The sequence below is a fragment of the Iodobacter sp. CM08 genome (genome assembly GCF_033446605.1).
GTDB lineage: Bacteria > Pseudomonadota > Gammaproteobacteria > Burkholderiales > Chitinibacteraceae > Iodobacter.
In genome coordinates this window covers 1-15,237 of the sequence record NZ_JAWQUO010000011.1, presented here as the reverse complement: position 1 = coordinate 15,237, position 15,237 = coordinate 1, and the positions used below count along the sequence as shown (strand labels likewise).

The window sequence follows — 15,237 nt, the reverse complement described above, 5'->3', positions numbered from 1 at the left end:
GAGCCGCCTCCTAGAGAGACGGCGGTCTTGCATGGTGTTAAGCCTGCTAAATTACTGGATTTGATTACGGCGATGATGAGAGAGTTGAGGTCTAATTCCCACCTTTTTGGCGGGAATGCTCCTTTCGTTGAGGAGCTTTACGAGCAGTACCTGAGTGACCCACAGTTGGTGGATCAGGAATGGCGCTCCTACTTCGATAAGATGCAGCAAAGCCCTGGTGTGGTTGATCGTGATATTCCACGAGCGCCGATTGAGGAATCCTTCCGCCAGCTGACTCGTCAGCCTCGCTATGTTCAGCAGGGTGGCGCGGTCGACGAAGAGGCCACACGTAAGCAGGTTAATCTGCTGCGTTTGATCTCCGCTTACCGCATTATGGGTTCGCGTCAAGCTAGCCTAGATCCTTTACAGCGTATGGATCAGGCGCGTTTGCCTGAACTAGATGCCAAGCACCATGGCTTTACCGACGCGGATATGGCGACCACATTCGGTACTAATATTGCGGGCATGGAACGTGCCACGCTAGCAGAAGTAGTGGCTTTTTTAAAGCAAACTTACTGCGGCAGTATTGGTCTGGAATACATGCACATCACCAATGCAGAACAGCGCAAGTGGGTGCAGCAGTGGTTTGAATCACGCCGATCCACGCCTTCTTATGGCGTAGAGCAAAAAAAACGCACTTTGCAAAAAGTGACGGCAGCAGAAACTCTCGAACAATACCTACATAAAAAATACGTTGGCCAAAAGCGCTTCTCGCTTGAGGGCGGCGATTCCATGATCCCAGCGCTAGATTTCTTAGTGCAGGGTGCGGGTGCTGTGGGTGTGCAAGAGATGATTATCGGTATGGCTCACCGTGGCCGCTTAAATGTGCTGGTGAATACACTGGGCAAGCAGCCGCGTGATCTGTTTAGCGAATTTGAAGGCCGTTCGGTCAGCGATTTGTCTTCCGGTGACGTCAAATACCATATGGGCTTTTCGGCGGACATCCCAACGCCAGGTGGCCCAATCCACTTAAGCCTTGCGTTTAACCCATCCCACCTTGAGATTGTCAACCCTGTGGTTGAGGGCTCGGTGCGTGCGCGTCAGCAGCGCCGTGGTGATAAGTTAGGCGTGCAAGTTTTGCCCGTACTGATCCACGGTGATTCGGCCTTTATTGGCTTGGGTACCAACCAAGGTACGTTTAACTTGGCCAATACTCGTGGCTATGGCACGGGTGGCACGGTACATTTGGTGGTAAATAATCAGGTTGGTTTTACTACATCTGACACCCGCGATACTCGCTCGACGATTTACTGTACTGATATCGCTAAGATGGTTGAAGCGCCGATTTTCCACGTGAATGGCGATGATCCAGAAGCAGTGATTTTGGTGATGCAAGCGGCACTGGAATTCCGGATGAAATTCCACCGCGATGTGGTGGTAGATTTAGTTTGTTTCCGTAAGTTTGGCCACAATGAAGCGGATGATCCGTTTGTGACTCAGCCTATGATGTACAAAAAAATCGGCCAGCATCCAGGCGCGCGTAAGAAATATGCAGACCGTTTGATTGCCGAAGGCGTGGTCACTAGCAGCGAAGCAGATAATCTGATTCAAGAATATCGCGCAGCGCTAGATCGTGGTGAGCATGTTGAGCAAACTACCCTGACGGATTACAAACGCTCGCACGCGATTGATTTCTCCCGTTATATGGGTGTGCATTGGCGTCATCCAGTGGCCTCCGCTGTACCACAGGCTGATTTGCTGCGCCTCACTGAGAAATTCACCAAGGTGCCAGATAATTTTAAACTGCGTCCAAACGTAGAAAAAATTATCAGAGAGCGTATTGCCATGGCCAATGGCGATCAGCCGGTTGATTTTGGTATGGCTGAGCACTTGGCCTACGCTACCTTGCTGACCGAAGGCTACGCCGTGCGTATCTCTGGTGAGGATTGTGGCCGTGGTACGTTTAATCACCGCCATGCCGTATTACACGATCAAAATCGTGAGAAGTGGGATCAGGGCGTGCATGTGCCGCTGCAACACTTGGCTGAAAAACAAGCTAACTTCACGGTAATCGATTCGATTCTGAATGAAGAAGCGGTGCTGGCGTTTGAGTATGGCTACGCTTGCTCTTCTCCAGATGAGCTCACTATTTGGGAAGCGCAGTTCGGTGACTTTGCCAACGGCGCGCAAGTGGTGATCGATCAGTTTATTACTTCAGGTGAAACCAAGTGGGGCCGTTTATGTGGCCTTACCATGATGTTGCCGCACGGCTACGATGGCCAAGGCCCAGAGCATTCTTCAGCTCGCGTTGAGCGCTATCTGCAGCTTTGTGCAGAGCACAATGTGCAAGTACTGATGATGTCTGAAGCCGCGCAGATGTTCCATGCGCTACGTCGCCAGATGTTACGCCCAAGCCGCAAGCCGCTGATTATCATCATGAGCAAAAAGCTCTTGAAGGCGAAGTTTGCTTCTAGCCCGATTGAAGACTTTACCAGCGGTGAATTCCGTCCGGTGATCGGGGATCAGGGCAATCTGGATGCGAAGAAAGTGAAGCGTGTGGTGATGTGTGCAGGTCAGGTGTATTACGACTTACTGGCTGGCCGTAGTGAGCGTGATATTAAAGATATTGCGATTGTGCGGATTGAGCAGCTTTATCCATTCCCAACGGAAGAGCTAAAAGCTGAAATAGAAAAATACCCGAACGCACGTGAAGTGATGTGGGTACAGGAAGAGCCACGTAACCAAGGCGCATGGCACCAGATTCGCCATCGCTTAGAAGCGTGTATGCATCCTAAGCAAACTCTGCTGTACGCAGGCCGTACCTCATCAGCGTCGCCAGCGGTTGGTTATATGAGCAAGCATACTGCACAGCTTAAAACCTTCGTTGAAGAAGCAATGACACTCTAAATTAGGGCGGGTGAAAACCCGCCTTAATTAATATCGAATGGATAAACAGGGTGGTTTTACCCACCTGACCTACTCGCCAGATCTTTGGAGTTACAAAATGATTATCGAAATTACCGTACCGCAATTACCAGAATCCGTTTCCGAAGCTTCGCTATTACAGTGGAAGAAAAAAGTAGGCGACGCGGTGGCTCGTGATGAGCAATTGATTGATATCGAAACTGATAAAGTGGTGTTAGAAATCGCAGCGCCACAAGCCGGTGTTTTGGTGTCGATTGTTCAAGCTGAGGGTGCAATTGTAGGTAGCCTGCAATTGATTGCAACGATTGATACCGAAGCCACGGTTGCTGCTCCTGCCAGCACTGCTACCGCTGCGGGCGAGCAAGCACGTGTAGAAGCCGTTGCAAAAGAAGCGGGCGTTTCAGCGAGTGCAATTGGTTTTGGTACAGCGGTGATGCCAGCGGCTAAAAAGCTGGCTGCTGATGCAGGCGTAAGTACAGCCGATATCGGCGGCACTGGCCGTGGTGGCCGTGTATTGAAAGAAGATGTACAAAACCATTTGGCAAAACCGGCGGCAGCTGCTGCACCTGCTGCCGCGGCTTCATTGCCGCAGGGTGATCGTTCTGAGCAACGCGTGCCAATGAGCCGCTTGCGTGCCCGCGTGGCCGAGCGTCTTTTAGAATCACAGCAAACTAATGCGATCCTGACTACATTCAACGAAATCAATATGAAGCCGTTGATGGATCTGCGTAATAAGTACAAAGATAAATTCGAAAAAGACCACGGTGTGAAGCTGGGCTTTATGGGTTTCTTTGTTAAAGCTGCGGTTCACGCGCTGAAGAAATTCCCGATTGTGAATGCATCTGTTGATGGTAACGATATCGTTTACCACGGCTACTTTGATATCGGCGTGGCCGTAGGTAGCCCGCGTGGTTTGGTGGTGCCAGTGATTCGTAATGCGGATCAGCTGAGCTTGGCTGAAATCGAAAAAACCATTGCTGATTTTGGTAAGCGTGCGCAAGCCGGTAAGCTCAGCATGGACGAGCTGACTGGTGGTACTTACACTATCTCTAACGGCGGTACTTTCGGCTCAATGATGTCTACGCCGATTATCAATCCACCACAGTCGGCCATTTTAGGTATGCACGCAACGAAAGAGCGTGTAGTGGTAGAAAACGGTGAAATGGTGATTCGCCCGATGATGTATCTGGCTCAGTCTTACGATCACCGCATCATTGATGGCCGCGAAGCCGTATTGTCGCTGGTTGCTATCAAAGAAGTGATCGAAGACCCAGCGCGTTTGCTGCTTGATATTTAATCGCCAGTATCTTTAAACCCAAACCTTGAACCACGGAGGAAAAGGAGAACACGGAGGAGCACGGAGAAAACCAAATCCTATTAAATAGACGATTATTTCTGTTCGATGTTTTTCTCCGTGAAACTCCGTGTTCTCTGTGTACTCCGTGGTTCAAGATGTGGGTTTGGCCTTGGTTTTATTGATTAACTAAAGATGGGTGCTGGTTTTGAAGTGGCACGCTCTTTACTCTTCACAGGTTTTCAAACCATGAGCAAAGAATTTGACGTTGTTGTAATCGGCGGAGGCCCTGGTGGCTATGTGGCGGCGATTCGCGCCTCGCAGCTGGGCTTTAATACCGCGTGTATCGACGCTACTTCAGACAAAGACGGCAAGGCTAGCCTTGGCGGTACGTGCCTGAATGTGGGTTGTATCCCATCTAAAGCACTGTTGCAGTCATCTGAAAATTACTTCAATGCGGCGCATCATTTTGGCGATCATGGTATCTCTACCGGCACGCTAAAAATGGATGTGGCGAAGATGCTTGAGCGTAAGCAAGACATCATCACCAAAAACACCGGCGGTATTGCTTACCTGTTCAAAAAGAACAAAGTGACTTCATTCCACGGTGTGGGCGCATTTAAAGCCAAAGCGGGCGATGCTTACCTGCTAGAAGCCAAGCTGGCTGACGGCACGGTGGAAGAAATTACCGCTAAGCACGTGATTATTGCGACCGGCTCTAGCGTTCGCCAACTGCCAGGCGTGACCATTGATAACCATCTAGTGCTGGATAACGAAGGCGCATTGGCCATCCCAAGTGTGCCAAAACGCCTTGGCGTAATTGGTGCTGGCGTGATTGGCTTAGAAATGGGCTCGGTTTGGAAGCGTCTGGGTAGTGAAGTCACCGTTTTAGAAGCCATGCCTACTTTCCTAGGTGCGGCAGACGAGCAAGTGGCGCGCGAAGCCAAGAAATTCCTGACCAAAGAAACTGGCCTTGTGATCAATACCGGCGTAAAAATCGGTGAGATCAAGGCCGGTAAAAAAGACGTCACCGTAAACTGGACCGATGTAGCCGGTGCGGAGCAAGTCAGCGTATTTGATAAGCTGGTGGTGGCCATTGGCCGTGTGCCAAACACCGCTGGCCTGAATGCCGATGCTGTTGGCCTGAAGCTGACTGAGCGCGGCCAGATTGATGTGAATGATCATTGCCAAAGCAATCTGCCTAATGTGTGGGCGATTGGTGATGTGGTGCGTGGCCCAATGCTGGCGCACAAAGCGTCGGATGAAGGTGTAGCCGTGGCTGAGCGTATCGCAGGCCAGCATCCGCATATCGACTTTAACAATATCCCTTGGGTGATTTACACCAGCCCAGAAATTGCTTGGGTAGGCCAAACCGAAGAGCAGCTTAAAGCCGCAGGCGTTGAATACAAGAAGGGTCAGTTCTTGTTCTCCGCCAATGGCCGTGCTTTAGCACTTGGTGAAGCTAAGGGCTTTGTTAAAATGCTGGCCGATAAGAATACTGACCGTATTTTAGGTGTGCATATCGTTGGGCCATTTGCTTCAGAGTTGATTGCTGAAGCGGTTGTTGCGATGGAATTTAACGCGTCGTCAGAAGATATTGCACGTATTGTTCATGCTCATCCATCCCTGTCTGAAGCCTTGCACGAAGCGGCTCTAGCGTGTGATAAGCGTGGTTTGCACTCTTAACTTGTAAACATGTAGGGTGGGTTAGCCCAGCTGTTTGGGCGTAACCCACCATGGCAGCAACGGTGGGTTACGGCATAAAACCGCCTAACCCACCCTACAACTACAGACGTTTTAAGAAGTTTTAGATTATTTTCATCACTCAATATGTTTCACGGTATGCGGCCGATTTGCATATCCTCTTTCCTTACAAAGGGTCTCAGATGAATCTTCATGAATATCAAGCCAAGGAATTATTGGCTAAATACGGTCTTCCAGTACAACGCGGTATCTTGGCGCACACGCCAGAAGAAGCTGCTGCTGCTTATGACGCACTGGGTGGTAAGTTTGCTGTGGTTAAAGCCCAAGTTCACGCCGGTGGCCGTGGTAAAGCGGGTGGCGTTAAAGTGGTTAAATCCCGTGAAGAAGCCGCTGAAATTGCAAAAGGCTTGATCGGTAAAAATCTAGTCACTTACCAAACAGATGCAGCGGGCCAGCCTGTGCATTCGGTTCTGGTTTGTGAAGATATGTACCCAGTTCAGCGTGAACTGTACTTAGGTGCTGTGGTTGATCGCTCTAGCCAGCGCGTGGTGTTTATGGTTTCCACCGAAGGCGGTGTTGAGATCGAAACTGTAGCGGAAGAATCCCCAGAAAAAATCATCAAAGTAACCGTTGATCCATTGGTTGGCATGCAGCCTTTCCAAGCACGTGATTGCGCGTTTGCTTTGGGTTTAGAAGGTAAGCAAGTTGCTCACTTCACTAAAATGATGTTGGGTGCGGCTGAGGCATTTATCGCTAACGATTTCGCCCTGTTTGAAATCAACCCACTGGCTTTGCGTGAAAACGGCGAATTGTGCTGCGTAGACGCTAAAGTTGGTCTGGATTCTAACGCGCTGTATCGCCTGCCAGAATTATTGGCTCAGCGCGATAAATCGCAAGAAAACGAGCGCGAAGTAAAAGCATCTGAGTTCGAACTGAACTATGTTGCGCTGGAAGGCAATATCGGCTGCATGGTAAACGGCGCTGGCCTTGCTATGGCAACCATGGACATCATCAAACTCAAAGGTGGCCAACCGGCTAACTTCTTGGATGTAGGCGGTGGTGCAACTAAAGATCGCGTGATCGAAGCCTTTAAGTTGATTCTGGCTGATGATTCTGTGAAGGGTGTTTTGATTAACATCTTCGGCGGTATTGTGCGTTGCGACATGATTGCTGAAGCGATCATTGCTGCGGTGAAAGAAGTGAATGTGACTGTGCCAGTTGTGGTGCGTCTGGAAGGTAATAACGCTGAATTGGGCGCTAAGCTTCTGAACGAATCCGGTCTGAAACTGACTTCGGCTCAAGGCCTGAACGATGCAGCCGAGAAGATTGTTGCTGCTGTTGCCGCACTTTAATCAAAGCACATCTTAAAACTCCAGCTTCCGTCACGATACGGCGTTGCTCATAAATAGTTTTCCTCATATATAAAAATATGTTGCGTCAAACTATTTAATCGCGCCTTGTCTCGTTTAGAAATCTGGATTTTAAGAAGCACTTTATGTTGCATAAAGGAAAAAATAATGAGCGTTTTAGTTAATAAAGACACCAAAGTATTGGTGCAAGGTTTCACCGGTAAAAATGGTACATTCCACGCAGAACAAGCACTGAAGTGTGGCACTAAAGTAGTTGGCGGTGTAACGCCAGGTAAGGGCGGCTCACGTCACCTTGATCTGCCGGTGTTCAACACCATGAAAGATGCGATGCGTGAAACCCAAGCGGATGCGACGGTTATTTACGTACCGGCACCGTTCGCTAAAGATTCGATTCTGGAAGCGATTGATTCGGGCATTCAACTGATCGTATGTATCACTGAAGGCGTGCCAACACTGGATATGCTGTACGTGAAAAAAGCGGTTGATGAAGCCGGTATCCGCCTGATTGGCCCTAACTGCCCAGGTATTATCACTCCGGGTGAATGCAAGATCGGTATTATGCCTTGGCATATCCATCAGCCAGGCCGTATTGGTATTGTAAGCCGCTCTGGTACTTTGACTTACGAAGCGGTTGCGCAAACTACAGCATTGGGCCTTGGCCAATCTACATGTATCGGTATCGGTGGCGATCCAATTCCAGGCTTGAGCCATATCGATGCACTGCGTTTATTCCAAGACGATCCTGATACCGATGCCATCATCATGATTGGTGAGATCGGCGGCTCGGCTGAAGAAGAAGCAGCTGAATTTGCTCAGTCCTACGTGACTAAGCCAGTGGTTGGCTATATCGCTGGTGTAACTGCGCCTAAGGGCAAACGCATGGGCCACGCTGGTGCGATTATCTCTGGCGGCAAAGGTACTGCAGAAGAAAAATTTGCAGCGTTTGAGCGTGCAGGCATCGCCTACACACGCAGCCCAGCAGAGCTTGGCTCGACTATGCTTGAGCTGTTGAAGTCTAAAGGCATGATTTAATTCTCTTTTGAATTAAACACCTCAAAAACCCCAGAAGCAATTCTGGGGTTTTTTTATTGGCAGTAAGATAATGCGAGTCGGTTTTTAATGGGCTAATCTATATAAGTTCGGCTTGGATAAGGATGTAGAACATGCGAGTTATGCTTGGGTTGTTTTTATTTTTATGTCTTTGCCCTGCACTTTGGGCGGATGAGATGATTATTTTTGCCAGTGATGATTACCGGCCTATTACTTTTCGTAATGAGCAGGGCCGAGAAGATGGAATTGGCTATACCCTGATTAAGCATTACGAGCAATTAAGTGGCAATAAAGTGATTGTAGATATGGCCTCTTGGAAGCGTTCTTATTTGCTGGCAGAAAAAGGGAAAGGGGGAATTGTTGGCTTATCTAAAACCAAAGCAAGACTTGAGGTGTTTGATTTTTCCGAACCATTTTATGAGTCAATTGTTGGTTTGGTCGTAAAAAAAGGCAAAGAGTTTCCTTTTCACTCGGTGGCAGATCTAAAAGGCAAGCTAATTAGCGTAACCAATGCGGCTAGCTATGGAGAGGAGTTTGATAATGCACTGGCGGCAAAATTGTTTCAGGTCGACGTTAATTATGCATCCGATGTGCGTTTAAAAAAGCTACTTTACGATCGGGTTGATTGTGCCGTAGTCAATAATGCAGAGCATAGCTTGGATGCTATGTTAAAAAAAGATCCTGAGTTGTTAAATAAGCGCGATCAGTTTGTATATTTGAGTAAGCCACTCGTCCGCGATCCGGTTCATTTAGCGTTTCATAAGTCTATGAAGATGCAGGCTTTCTTAGTTGAGTTTAATCATGCTATTAAAGATGCAAAGCAGAAGGGCTTGATTCCTCAATAATTAAGTTAATTTTTAGACCTTCATCGCTAATCTGGATGTCTATATTTTATTTTTTTGACTTGAAAAATAAAAAGCTATCCTTTGATTTTTTTATTAAAAATATATAGCTTAATTTTGTAATGGCATCAATAAGCCTCTGAGTATTGAACCATAGTGTTCTACCCCAGTGCAGTATTTTTACAAAACAATACCTGATTATGTTTCTTGCTCAATGGGCTCTGTGTAGATGGATTTCTTGAGTGCTTGGTTTTAGAGTTTGTAGGGCGGGTGAAACCCGCAAGCAATACCGAATAAACCCGTGGGTTTTACCCGTCCTGCGATATTTATAATGAGATTGAGCAAGAGGCATAGTCAGTAAGCCATATCAAATTGTTGTGTTACAGCCAGCCCGCACGCCATTGTGTCTCATCTTCAAGGGCGCTCCAGTGCAATGTGAAATGCCGTTTGCTGATCACCGCTTCCAGAGTGATTTGCTCTACTTTTTGCACATCATTGGGATCGAATTCGATTTTGACGACAAGAAAGTGTTTTTCACGTTGCTGCGGCACAAGCGCCGTCCACTTGGTATTGGCTAGTTTTTTGGGATGCCAGCTTCTCACTGGATGCTTCATCGGTTGTTCCCCATTTGGGCTCAATTTAGGACTAAATACAAAATAGGACACGTTCAATTTTTATGAATTGAAATAGAAAACGTGGCCTGTAACAGCAATATTTTTTACAGATTGCAGCATGCCTTAGGTTTTTAAGCCATTAAACGCAACTTTCAGCATATGAGCCACGATGTCGTCGTGAGGCATTTTGCTGAATTTTTGCAGAAACTCGGCGGCAGGATCGCAGGTTCTAGAGTAGTAGCTAAACAAGATCACGTCGCTAGGTAGATCTGGATTTAAATCGCCGGTTTTTTGCGCTGCGGCCACCAGTTTTTCTAGCTGGCCATTGAGCTTCATTACCCGCAACACATAACTCATATTGCGCATCAGCATGTCACGCACATGCGGGCTGGTAGAGGGCAAAAAGGGCATTCCGCCTTCCAAGCGTACTCGCAACGCCCATTCTAATAAGGCACTTAGCTTGCCTATGGGGCTGAGCGTGTTATCTAGCTGCGCCAGATAATCAACGGCACCATCAATCAGGCGAATCAGCGCTTCACCGACTAAATCTTCTTTAGATTTAAAGTGCTTGTAGAGGCTAGGTTTGGAAATACCCACGGCACCGGCGATGTCGTCCATCGTCATGAGATCAAAGCCCTTGGTGCTTAGTACCGCCGTGGTGGCATCGAGGATGGCGCTTTCACGCAGTTTAAAGGCCTGATCTTTGAAACTTAGTCGACTAAGTATACTCATTGGTAAATTCCGATACTAATTAGTAGATTTTATTCTGAAGCAGTAGTAATCTTAGCACTGAAGTAGTAGCAAGCACACTCACCGACTGGCTTAATGGCAAAAAAACATGACAAATACTCGGCAACGCATCGCAATTATTGGCTCCGGTATTTCTGGCTTGGCCAGTGCATACTTTTTAAGCCGTGCGCATGATGTGGTGTTGTTTGAAGCGGGCAGCTACTTAGGTGGCCATACCAATACGGTGGAGGTGAGCTTAGAAGGGCAAACTCAAGCGGTAGATACTGGATTTTTGGTATTCAATCAAGCCACCTACCCCAATTTGATTGCGCTATTTGCCGAGCTGGATGTAGCAACGTATGCCACCAATATGTCATTTGGTGTTTCGCTCGATGAGGGAACGCTGGAGTGGGCGGGTACAAATCTGGATACCGTGTTTGCGCAGCGGCAGCGGATTCTATCCCCCAGTTTTATTGGCATGTTGCGCGATATTTTACGTTTTAACGCCGCAGCGCAAGCCAACCTAAGCCAGTCGCTTGCTAATGGGGCCACCTTGGGCGAGCTCATTGCCGCAGGTGGCTATGGGGCGATGTTCCGTGATGCCTATTTACTGCCGATGGCAGCGGCGATCTGGTCTAGCGCGCCCAATGATATTTTACAATTTCCTGCCGCTACTTTTTTACGGTTTTGCCTAAATCACGCACTATTGCAAGTGAATGATCGCCCGCAGTGGCAAACGGTAAAAGGAGGTGCGCGTGAGTATGTGCGCAAAATTGCCGCCAGCTTGAATGCCAACAGCGGTGCTGAGATTAGGCTCAATTGCTCAGTTGCTAAAGTTGAACGTCGGGGCGCTGGCGCAACGGTGTATACCCCTGCTGGTGTGGATTTATTTGATGCGGTGGTGTTTGCTACACATGCGCCACAAACGCTCAATATGCTGAGCGATGCCAGCGAGGCAGAGCAGCAAATTCTCTCTGCCGTGCGCTATCAAGCCAATACTGCGGTGCTACATACCGATCCAGCCCAACTGCCACAGCGGCGCAAGGTTTGGTCGGCATGGAATTACCTTGGCGGGGCCAGCGTGGATGGGCAACGCCCTGTTTGCGTGAGTTATCTACTCAATCAATTGCAAAATTTAGCGTTTAAATCACCGGTGATTGTAACGCTCAATCCTTTCTCGCCGCCCGCGCCAGAGTTAGTACTGGGGCAGTTTGAGTATGAGCATCCCGTGTTTGATCATGGGGCCATTGCTGCTCAGCAGCGCTTGCCGAGTATCCAAGGCCAAAATCACACTTGGTTTGCTGGCGCATGGACGGGCTATGGTTTTCATGAGGATGGCTTGAAATCTGCGCTTAGGGTGGCTCAGGGTTTTGGTTTGGCTCCTGATTGGGCGGCACTAACATGAGCGCTCCGGCCCAAATTATTAGCGGGCAAGTGATGCACCAGCGTGTGCGCCCTGCGAAGAATCGCTTTGTGTATCCGGTGTTTTGCCTGCGACTTAATTTAGCGCGGCTTAATGAAATCAAGGCCGCTTGGTTTGGGATTAACTGCAGACGAGCGGTTTCGGTGCATACCGCTGATTACGGCCCCAAAGATGGCAGTGATCTAGAACATTGGATGCGTGATTTGCTGGCTAAGCATCAGATTGCAGCCGATGGCGAGATTTGGCTGCATACATTTCCGCGCGTATTGGGCTGGGTATTTAATCCGGTGAGCTTTTGGTATTGCTACGCCCAAAGTGGCGAGTTGCGCGCTGTGTTAGCCGAAGTAAACAACACCTTTGGCGAAACCCACCTCTATTTACTTGTTGGCTTTGAAGAAGACGGTATCCAGAGCCACACCCGTATTGAAAGCAAAAAAATGCTGCATGTTTCGCCGTTTTGCGAGGTAGCTGGGCATTATCAATTTAGGTTTCGTGATACCGCCAGCACGGCGTGGGTAGGGATTGATTATTTTGATCACCATGGCCTGCTGCTCAAGACCTCAATAGGTGGCCATATCCAAGATTTAAATAGCGCCACGTTGCGCCGCGCGCTCTTGGCCCAGCCTTTCTTGACGCTGGGTGTATTCGCCCGCATTCATTGGCAAGCCTTCAAGTTATGGCGAAAACGTGTGCCATTTTTTAGCCAACCCGCTCCACCCACCACTTCTTTGACTGTGTCAGAGGATAAATCATCATGAGTCAATCTCAAGCTCTGCAAACGATAAGCCGTAGTGCGCCCACGGCGGCTAAATTGTTTCTGAATCTATTAGCCCGACTGCAGCACGGTCATTTGCAATTGATCACGCCAGAGGGTACCCATCTGATGTTTGGCGATTTGCATCAGCCACCAAGCGCCACTTTGCAGATTCACGATTGGCGCGCCTGCCAGCGAATTTTACGCGCGGGTGATATTGGTTTTGCCGAAAGCTATGAGGCGGGCTGGATTGATTCAGCAGATTTAACGGCCTTACTGCGGCTGGCGATTCGTAATCAAAACGTGCTGGATAAAATGGTGTTTGGCGGTAAATTGGCAACGCTATGGTATCGGCTTAAGCACCTATTTAGACGCAATACCCGTGAGGGTAGCCGCAAAAATATTCATGCCCATTACGATATTGGTAATGCGTTTTATCAGCTTTGGCTTGATCCAACTTGGACCTATTCTAGCGCGATGTTTCATGGTGATTATGCGCAAAGCCTGCAGCAGGCCCAGCTCAATAAATATCAGCGGATTATTGATACGCTAGCACTCAGTGCGGGTAGCCGAGTGCTTGAAATTGGCTGCGGCTGGGGTGGTTTTGCTGCATACGCCGCGCGGCAAGGCATTGATGTGCATGGCGTAACCATTTCTGCGGCGCAACTCGCCATTGCCCAAGAGCGGATTACACGGCAAGGTTTGAATTCGCTGGTGCAGCTGGAGTTATGCGACTACCGCGATCTGACTGGCCAATATGATGCGATTGTGTCAATTGAGATGTTTGAGGCCGTAGGGGAGGCATTCTGGCCAGAATATTTTAAAACTGTGGCGGCGCGCTTAAAGGTGGGCGGTCAAGCCTTGGTGCAAAGTATCACCATTGATGAAAATGCCTTTGAGCGTTATCGCAGCGGCACGGATTTTATCCAGCAGTATATTTTTCCAGGCGGCATGTTGCCCAGCCCAGAGCGCTTTGTTGCCAAGGCGCAATCGGCAGGCCTTAAAACCACCGATCAGTATCATTTTGGCGGTGATTACGCCGAAACGCTGCGCCGCTGGAAGGTCGCTTGCCGTAATGAAGCGGCAGCGATTGCAGACCAAGGCTTTGATGAGCGCTTTATGCGAATCTGGATGCTGTATTTTGCCTATTGTGAAGCAGGCTTTGATGAAGGCAAGACCGATGTCGTGCAATTCTTATTGCATAAGGATCACTAAAATGCGCAAGATTGCTCTCAGCGTATTGATCGCTCTGGCTAGCATCGCTTTACCTGCTAGCGCTGCCACATGGCGCGATGAGCTACCGCAAGCTAAGGCCTTAGGCAGCGGCGATTTGACTTGGTTTAGGCTGCGGATTTATACCGCTAAATTATGGAGTGAAAGCCCGCAATTTAGCCTTAACGCCCCATTTGCTTTGGAGCTGACTTACCACCGTAGCATTAGCCGTACTCAGTTTGTTGAAACCAGCATCGATGAAATCAAGCGCTTATTTGGCAAGCAATACAGCGCTGAGCAGCTCAAACGTTGGGAAGGTGAAATGTATCGCGCCTTTACCAATGTTAATGAAGGCGATCAGTTGATTGGGGTCTTTTTGCCAAATCAAGGCTGTCGTTTTTATAATCGCAATCAGCTACTTGCGGATATTCGTGATCCAGAATTTGCTAAAGCTTTTTTTGCTATCTGGTTTGATGAGCGCACTAAGGATAGCGGCTTGCGTGAGCAATTATTAGGTAGCGCAAAATGAGTCGCGCAACGCATCCACGCTGGCGCATGATGGCCTACGGCTTACTGGGCCTGCCACTGGCAATGGCGGCGTTGCCGGTGTATGTGCAAATCCCCGCGTATTACAGCAGCAATTTGGGCTTGGCTTTGGCCAGCACTGGCTGGGTGCTATTTTTGGCACGGCTAGTGGATACCCTGCAAGATCCATGGCTAGGGCGCTATATTGATCGCCTGCATGGCGGGCTTAATCCTTGGCTTATTGCTGGCGCTGTTTTGCTGGGTTTGGCTTTTTTAGGGCTTTGGCTGCCCCCCGTATCCACAGCATATCTTGGTGCATGGTTGGCGGTGATGCTGGTGGTGGCTTATACCGCCCATAGCATGCTCAGCATTGCGTATTTATCATGGGGCGCTCGGCTTTCGGCTGATGAATCTAACTCAAATGCGGCGCTACTTGGCGCGGCGGCATGGCGTGAAGGTGCTGGATTACTAGGGGTGATTTTAGCCAGCGTGATTCCAAGCTGGATTTTAACCCGGCCTGTAGCCACCATTCCTAGCCATCTTGGCCGTTACGGTTTGAGCTTTGCAGCCATCTTGGCAGTGGCCTTGTTCGCCCTTATCTACTATGCACCGCGCTGGCAGCGCAAAGTGAACCAGCACTCTAGTTGGCAGCAGCTATGGCAAACCATGCAGGCCAATCAGGGCTTTAAATCTTCCTGATTATGTCTCTTGCTCAACCTCCTTGCTCAAACCACCTAAAAGGCCTAAGGTGAACGAACGTTCTTTTGTGGAGTGGTCGTCATGGCAATCAACCCAATCCAGATGCAAAAGGGGCTG

General features: G+C 48.9%; 13 protein-coding genes. 11 read left to right on the top strand and 2 right to left on the bottom strand.

The window, feature by feature from the left end; genetic code table 11:
* Positions 1–72: 72 nt before the first annotated feature.
* From R6242_RS07775 to R6242_RS07750, 6 genes are all read left to right on the top strand, one after another.
* Positions 73–2,886: a 2-oxoglutarate dehydrogenase E1 component gene (locus R6242_RS07775; RefSeq protein ID WP_318425968.1), complete on the top strand. Its 2,814-nt coding sequence runs from the start codon at positions 73–75 to the stop codon at positions 2,884–2,886.
* A 97-nt stretch (positions 2,887–2,983) separates the two neighbouring features.
* The gene (gene odhB, locus R6242_RS07770) at positions 2,984–4,201 is read left to right on the top strand and encodes a 2-oxoglutarate dehydrogenase complex dihydrolipoyllysine-residue succinyltransferase (RefSeq protein WP_318425775.1); all 1,218 of its coding nucleotides are present in this window, start codon (positions 2,984–2,986) and stop codon (positions 4,199–4,201) included.
* Between the two features lie 246 nt (positions 4,202–4,447).
* The gene (lpdA, locus tag R6242_RS07765; RefSeq protein WP_318425774.1) at positions 4,448–5,884 is read left to right on the top strand and encodes a dihydrolipoyl dehydrogenase; all 1,437 of its coding nucleotides are present in this window, start codon (positions 4,448–4,450) and stop codon (positions 5,882–5,884) included.
* Positions 5,885–6,084: 200 nt separating this feature from the next.
* Positions 6,085–7,254: an ADP-forming succinate--CoA ligase subunit beta gene (gene sucC / locus R6242_RS07760; RefSeq protein ID WP_318425773.1), complete on the top strand. Its 1,170-nt coding sequence runs from the start codon at positions 6,085–6,087 to the stop codon at positions 7,252–7,254.
* A gap of 165 nt (positions 7,255–7,419) precedes the next feature.
* Positions 7,420–8,304, top strand: a complete 885-nt coding sequence (gene sucD, locus R6242_RS07755) for a succinate--CoA ligase subunit alpha (protein WP_318425772.1) — start codon at positions 7,420–7,422, stop codon at positions 8,302–8,304.
* A 131-nt stretch (positions 8,305–8,435) separates the two neighbouring features.
* Positions 8,436–9,167: a substrate-binding periplasmic protein gene (locus R6242_RS07750; RefSeq protein WP_318425771.1), complete on the top strand. Its 732-nt coding sequence runs from the start codon at positions 8,436–8,438 to the stop codon at positions 9,165–9,167.
* A 377-nt stretch (positions 9,168–9,544) separates the two neighbouring features.
* Here R6242_RS07750 and R6242_RS07745 read toward each other — a convergent pair whose 3' ends face one another.
* Together R6242_RS07745 and R6242_RS07740 are read right to left on the bottom strand one after the other, a co-directional pair.
* Positions 9,545–9,778 carry a TIGR02450 family Trp-rich protein gene (locus tag R6242_RS07745; RefSeq protein ID WP_293933627.1) on the bottom strand — a complete coding sequence of 78 codons (234 nt, stop codon included), beginning with the start codon at positions 9,776–9,778 and terminating at the stop codon, positions 9,545–9,547.
* A 123-nt stretch (positions 9,779–9,901) separates the two neighbouring features.
* Positions 9,902–10,510: a helix-turn-helix domain-containing protein gene (locus R6242_RS07740; RefSeq protein ID WP_318425768.1), complete on the bottom strand. Its 609-nt coding sequence runs from the start codon at positions 10,508–10,510 to the stop codon at positions 9,902–9,904.
* A gap of 106 nt (positions 10,511–10,616) precedes the next feature.
* Between R6242_RS07740 and R6242_RS07735 the strand changes: the two genes are divergently transcribed.
* Genes R6242_RS07735 through R6242_RS07715 form a run of 5 tightly spaced genes read left to right on the top strand, consistent with a single transcriptional unit; the run spans position 10,617 to position 15,120 of the window.
* The gene (locus R6242_RS07735) at positions 10,617–11,912 is read left to right on the top strand and encodes an NAD(P)/FAD-dependent oxidoreductase (protein WP_318425766.1); all 1,296 of its coding nucleotides are present in this window, start codon (positions 10,617–10,619) and stop codon (positions 11,910–11,912) included.
* Positions 11,909–12,688 carry a DUF1365 domain-containing protein gene (locus tag R6242_RS07730; RefSeq protein ID WP_318425764.1) on the top strand — a complete coding sequence of 260 codons (780 nt, stop codon included), beginning with the start codon at positions 11,909–11,911 and terminating at the stop codon, positions 12,686–12,688. Before R6242_RS07735 ends, R6242_RS07730 begins: the two co-directional genes overlap by 4 nt.
* The gene (locus R6242_RS07725) at positions 12,685–13,899 is read left to right on the top strand and encodes a cyclopropane-fatty-acyl-phospholipid synthase family protein (protein ID WP_318425762.1); all 1,215 of its coding nucleotides are present in this window, start codon (positions 12,685–12,687) and stop codon (positions 13,897–13,899) included. Before R6242_RS07730 ends, R6242_RS07725 begins: the two co-directional genes overlap by 4 nt.
* 1 nt (position 13,900) lies before the next feature.
* Complete coding sequence (locus R6242_RS07720) at positions 13,901–14,425, top strand: chalcone isomerase family protein (RefSeq protein WP_318425760.1); 525 nt, start codon at positions 13,901–13,903, stop codon at positions 14,423–14,425.
* Positions 14,422–15,120, top strand: a complete 699-nt coding sequence (locus R6242_RS07715; RefSeq protein WP_318425757.1) for an MFS transporter — start codon at positions 14,422–14,424, stop codon at positions 15,118–15,120. Before R6242_RS07720 ends, R6242_RS07715 begins: the two co-directional genes overlap by 4 nt.
* Positions 15,121–15,237: the final 117 nt, after the last annotated feature.

Coding starts and splice junctions, on each gene's coding strand:
- R6242_RS07775 (WP_318425968.1), top strand. CDS start 73: ATGATGAGAGAGTTGAGGTCTAATTCCCACCTTTTTGGCGGGAATGCT.
- odhB (WP_318425775.1), top strand. CDS start 2,984: ATGATTATCGAAATTACCGTACCGCAATTACCAGAATCCGTTTCCGAA.
- lpdA (WP_318425774.1), top strand. CDS start 4,448: ATGAGCAAAGAATTTGACGTTGTTGTAATCGGCGGAGGCCCTGGTGGC.
- sucC (WP_318425773.1), top strand. CDS start 6,085: ATGAATCTTCATGAATATCAAGCCAAGGAATTATTGGCTAAATACGGT.
- sucD (WP_318425772.1), top strand. CDS start 7,420: ATGAGCGTTTTAGTTAATAAAGACACCAAAGTATTGGTGCAAGGTTTC.
- R6242_RS07750 (WP_318425771.1), top strand. CDS start 8,436: ATGCGAGTTATGCTTGGGTTGTTTTTATTTTTATGTCTTTGCCCTGCA.
- R6242_RS07745 (WP_293933627.1), bottom strand. CDS start 9,778: ATGAAGCATCCAGTGAGAAGCTGGCATCCCAAAAAACTAGCCAATACC.
- R6242_RS07740 (WP_318425768.1), bottom strand. CDS start 10,510: ATGAGTATACTTAGTCGACTAAGTTTCAAAGATCAGGCCTTTAAACTG.
- R6242_RS07735 (WP_318425766.1), top strand. CDS start 10,617: ATGACAAATACTCGGCAACGCATCGCAATTATTGGCTCCGGTATTTCT.
- R6242_RS07730 (WP_318425764.1), top strand. CDS start 11,909: ATGAGCGCTCCGGCCCAAATTATTAGCGGGCAAGTGATGCACCAGCGT.
- R6242_RS07725 (WP_318425762.1), top strand. CDS start 12,685: ATGAGTCAATCTCAAGCTCTGCAAACGATAAGCCGTAGTGCGCCCACG.
- R6242_RS07720 (WP_318425760.1), top strand. CDS start 13,901: ATGCGCAAGATTGCTCTCAGCGTATTGATCGCTCTGGCTAGCATCGCT.
- R6242_RS07715 (WP_318425757.1), top strand. CDS start 14,422: ATGAGTCGCGCAACGCATCCACGCTGGCGCATGATGGCCTACGGCTTA.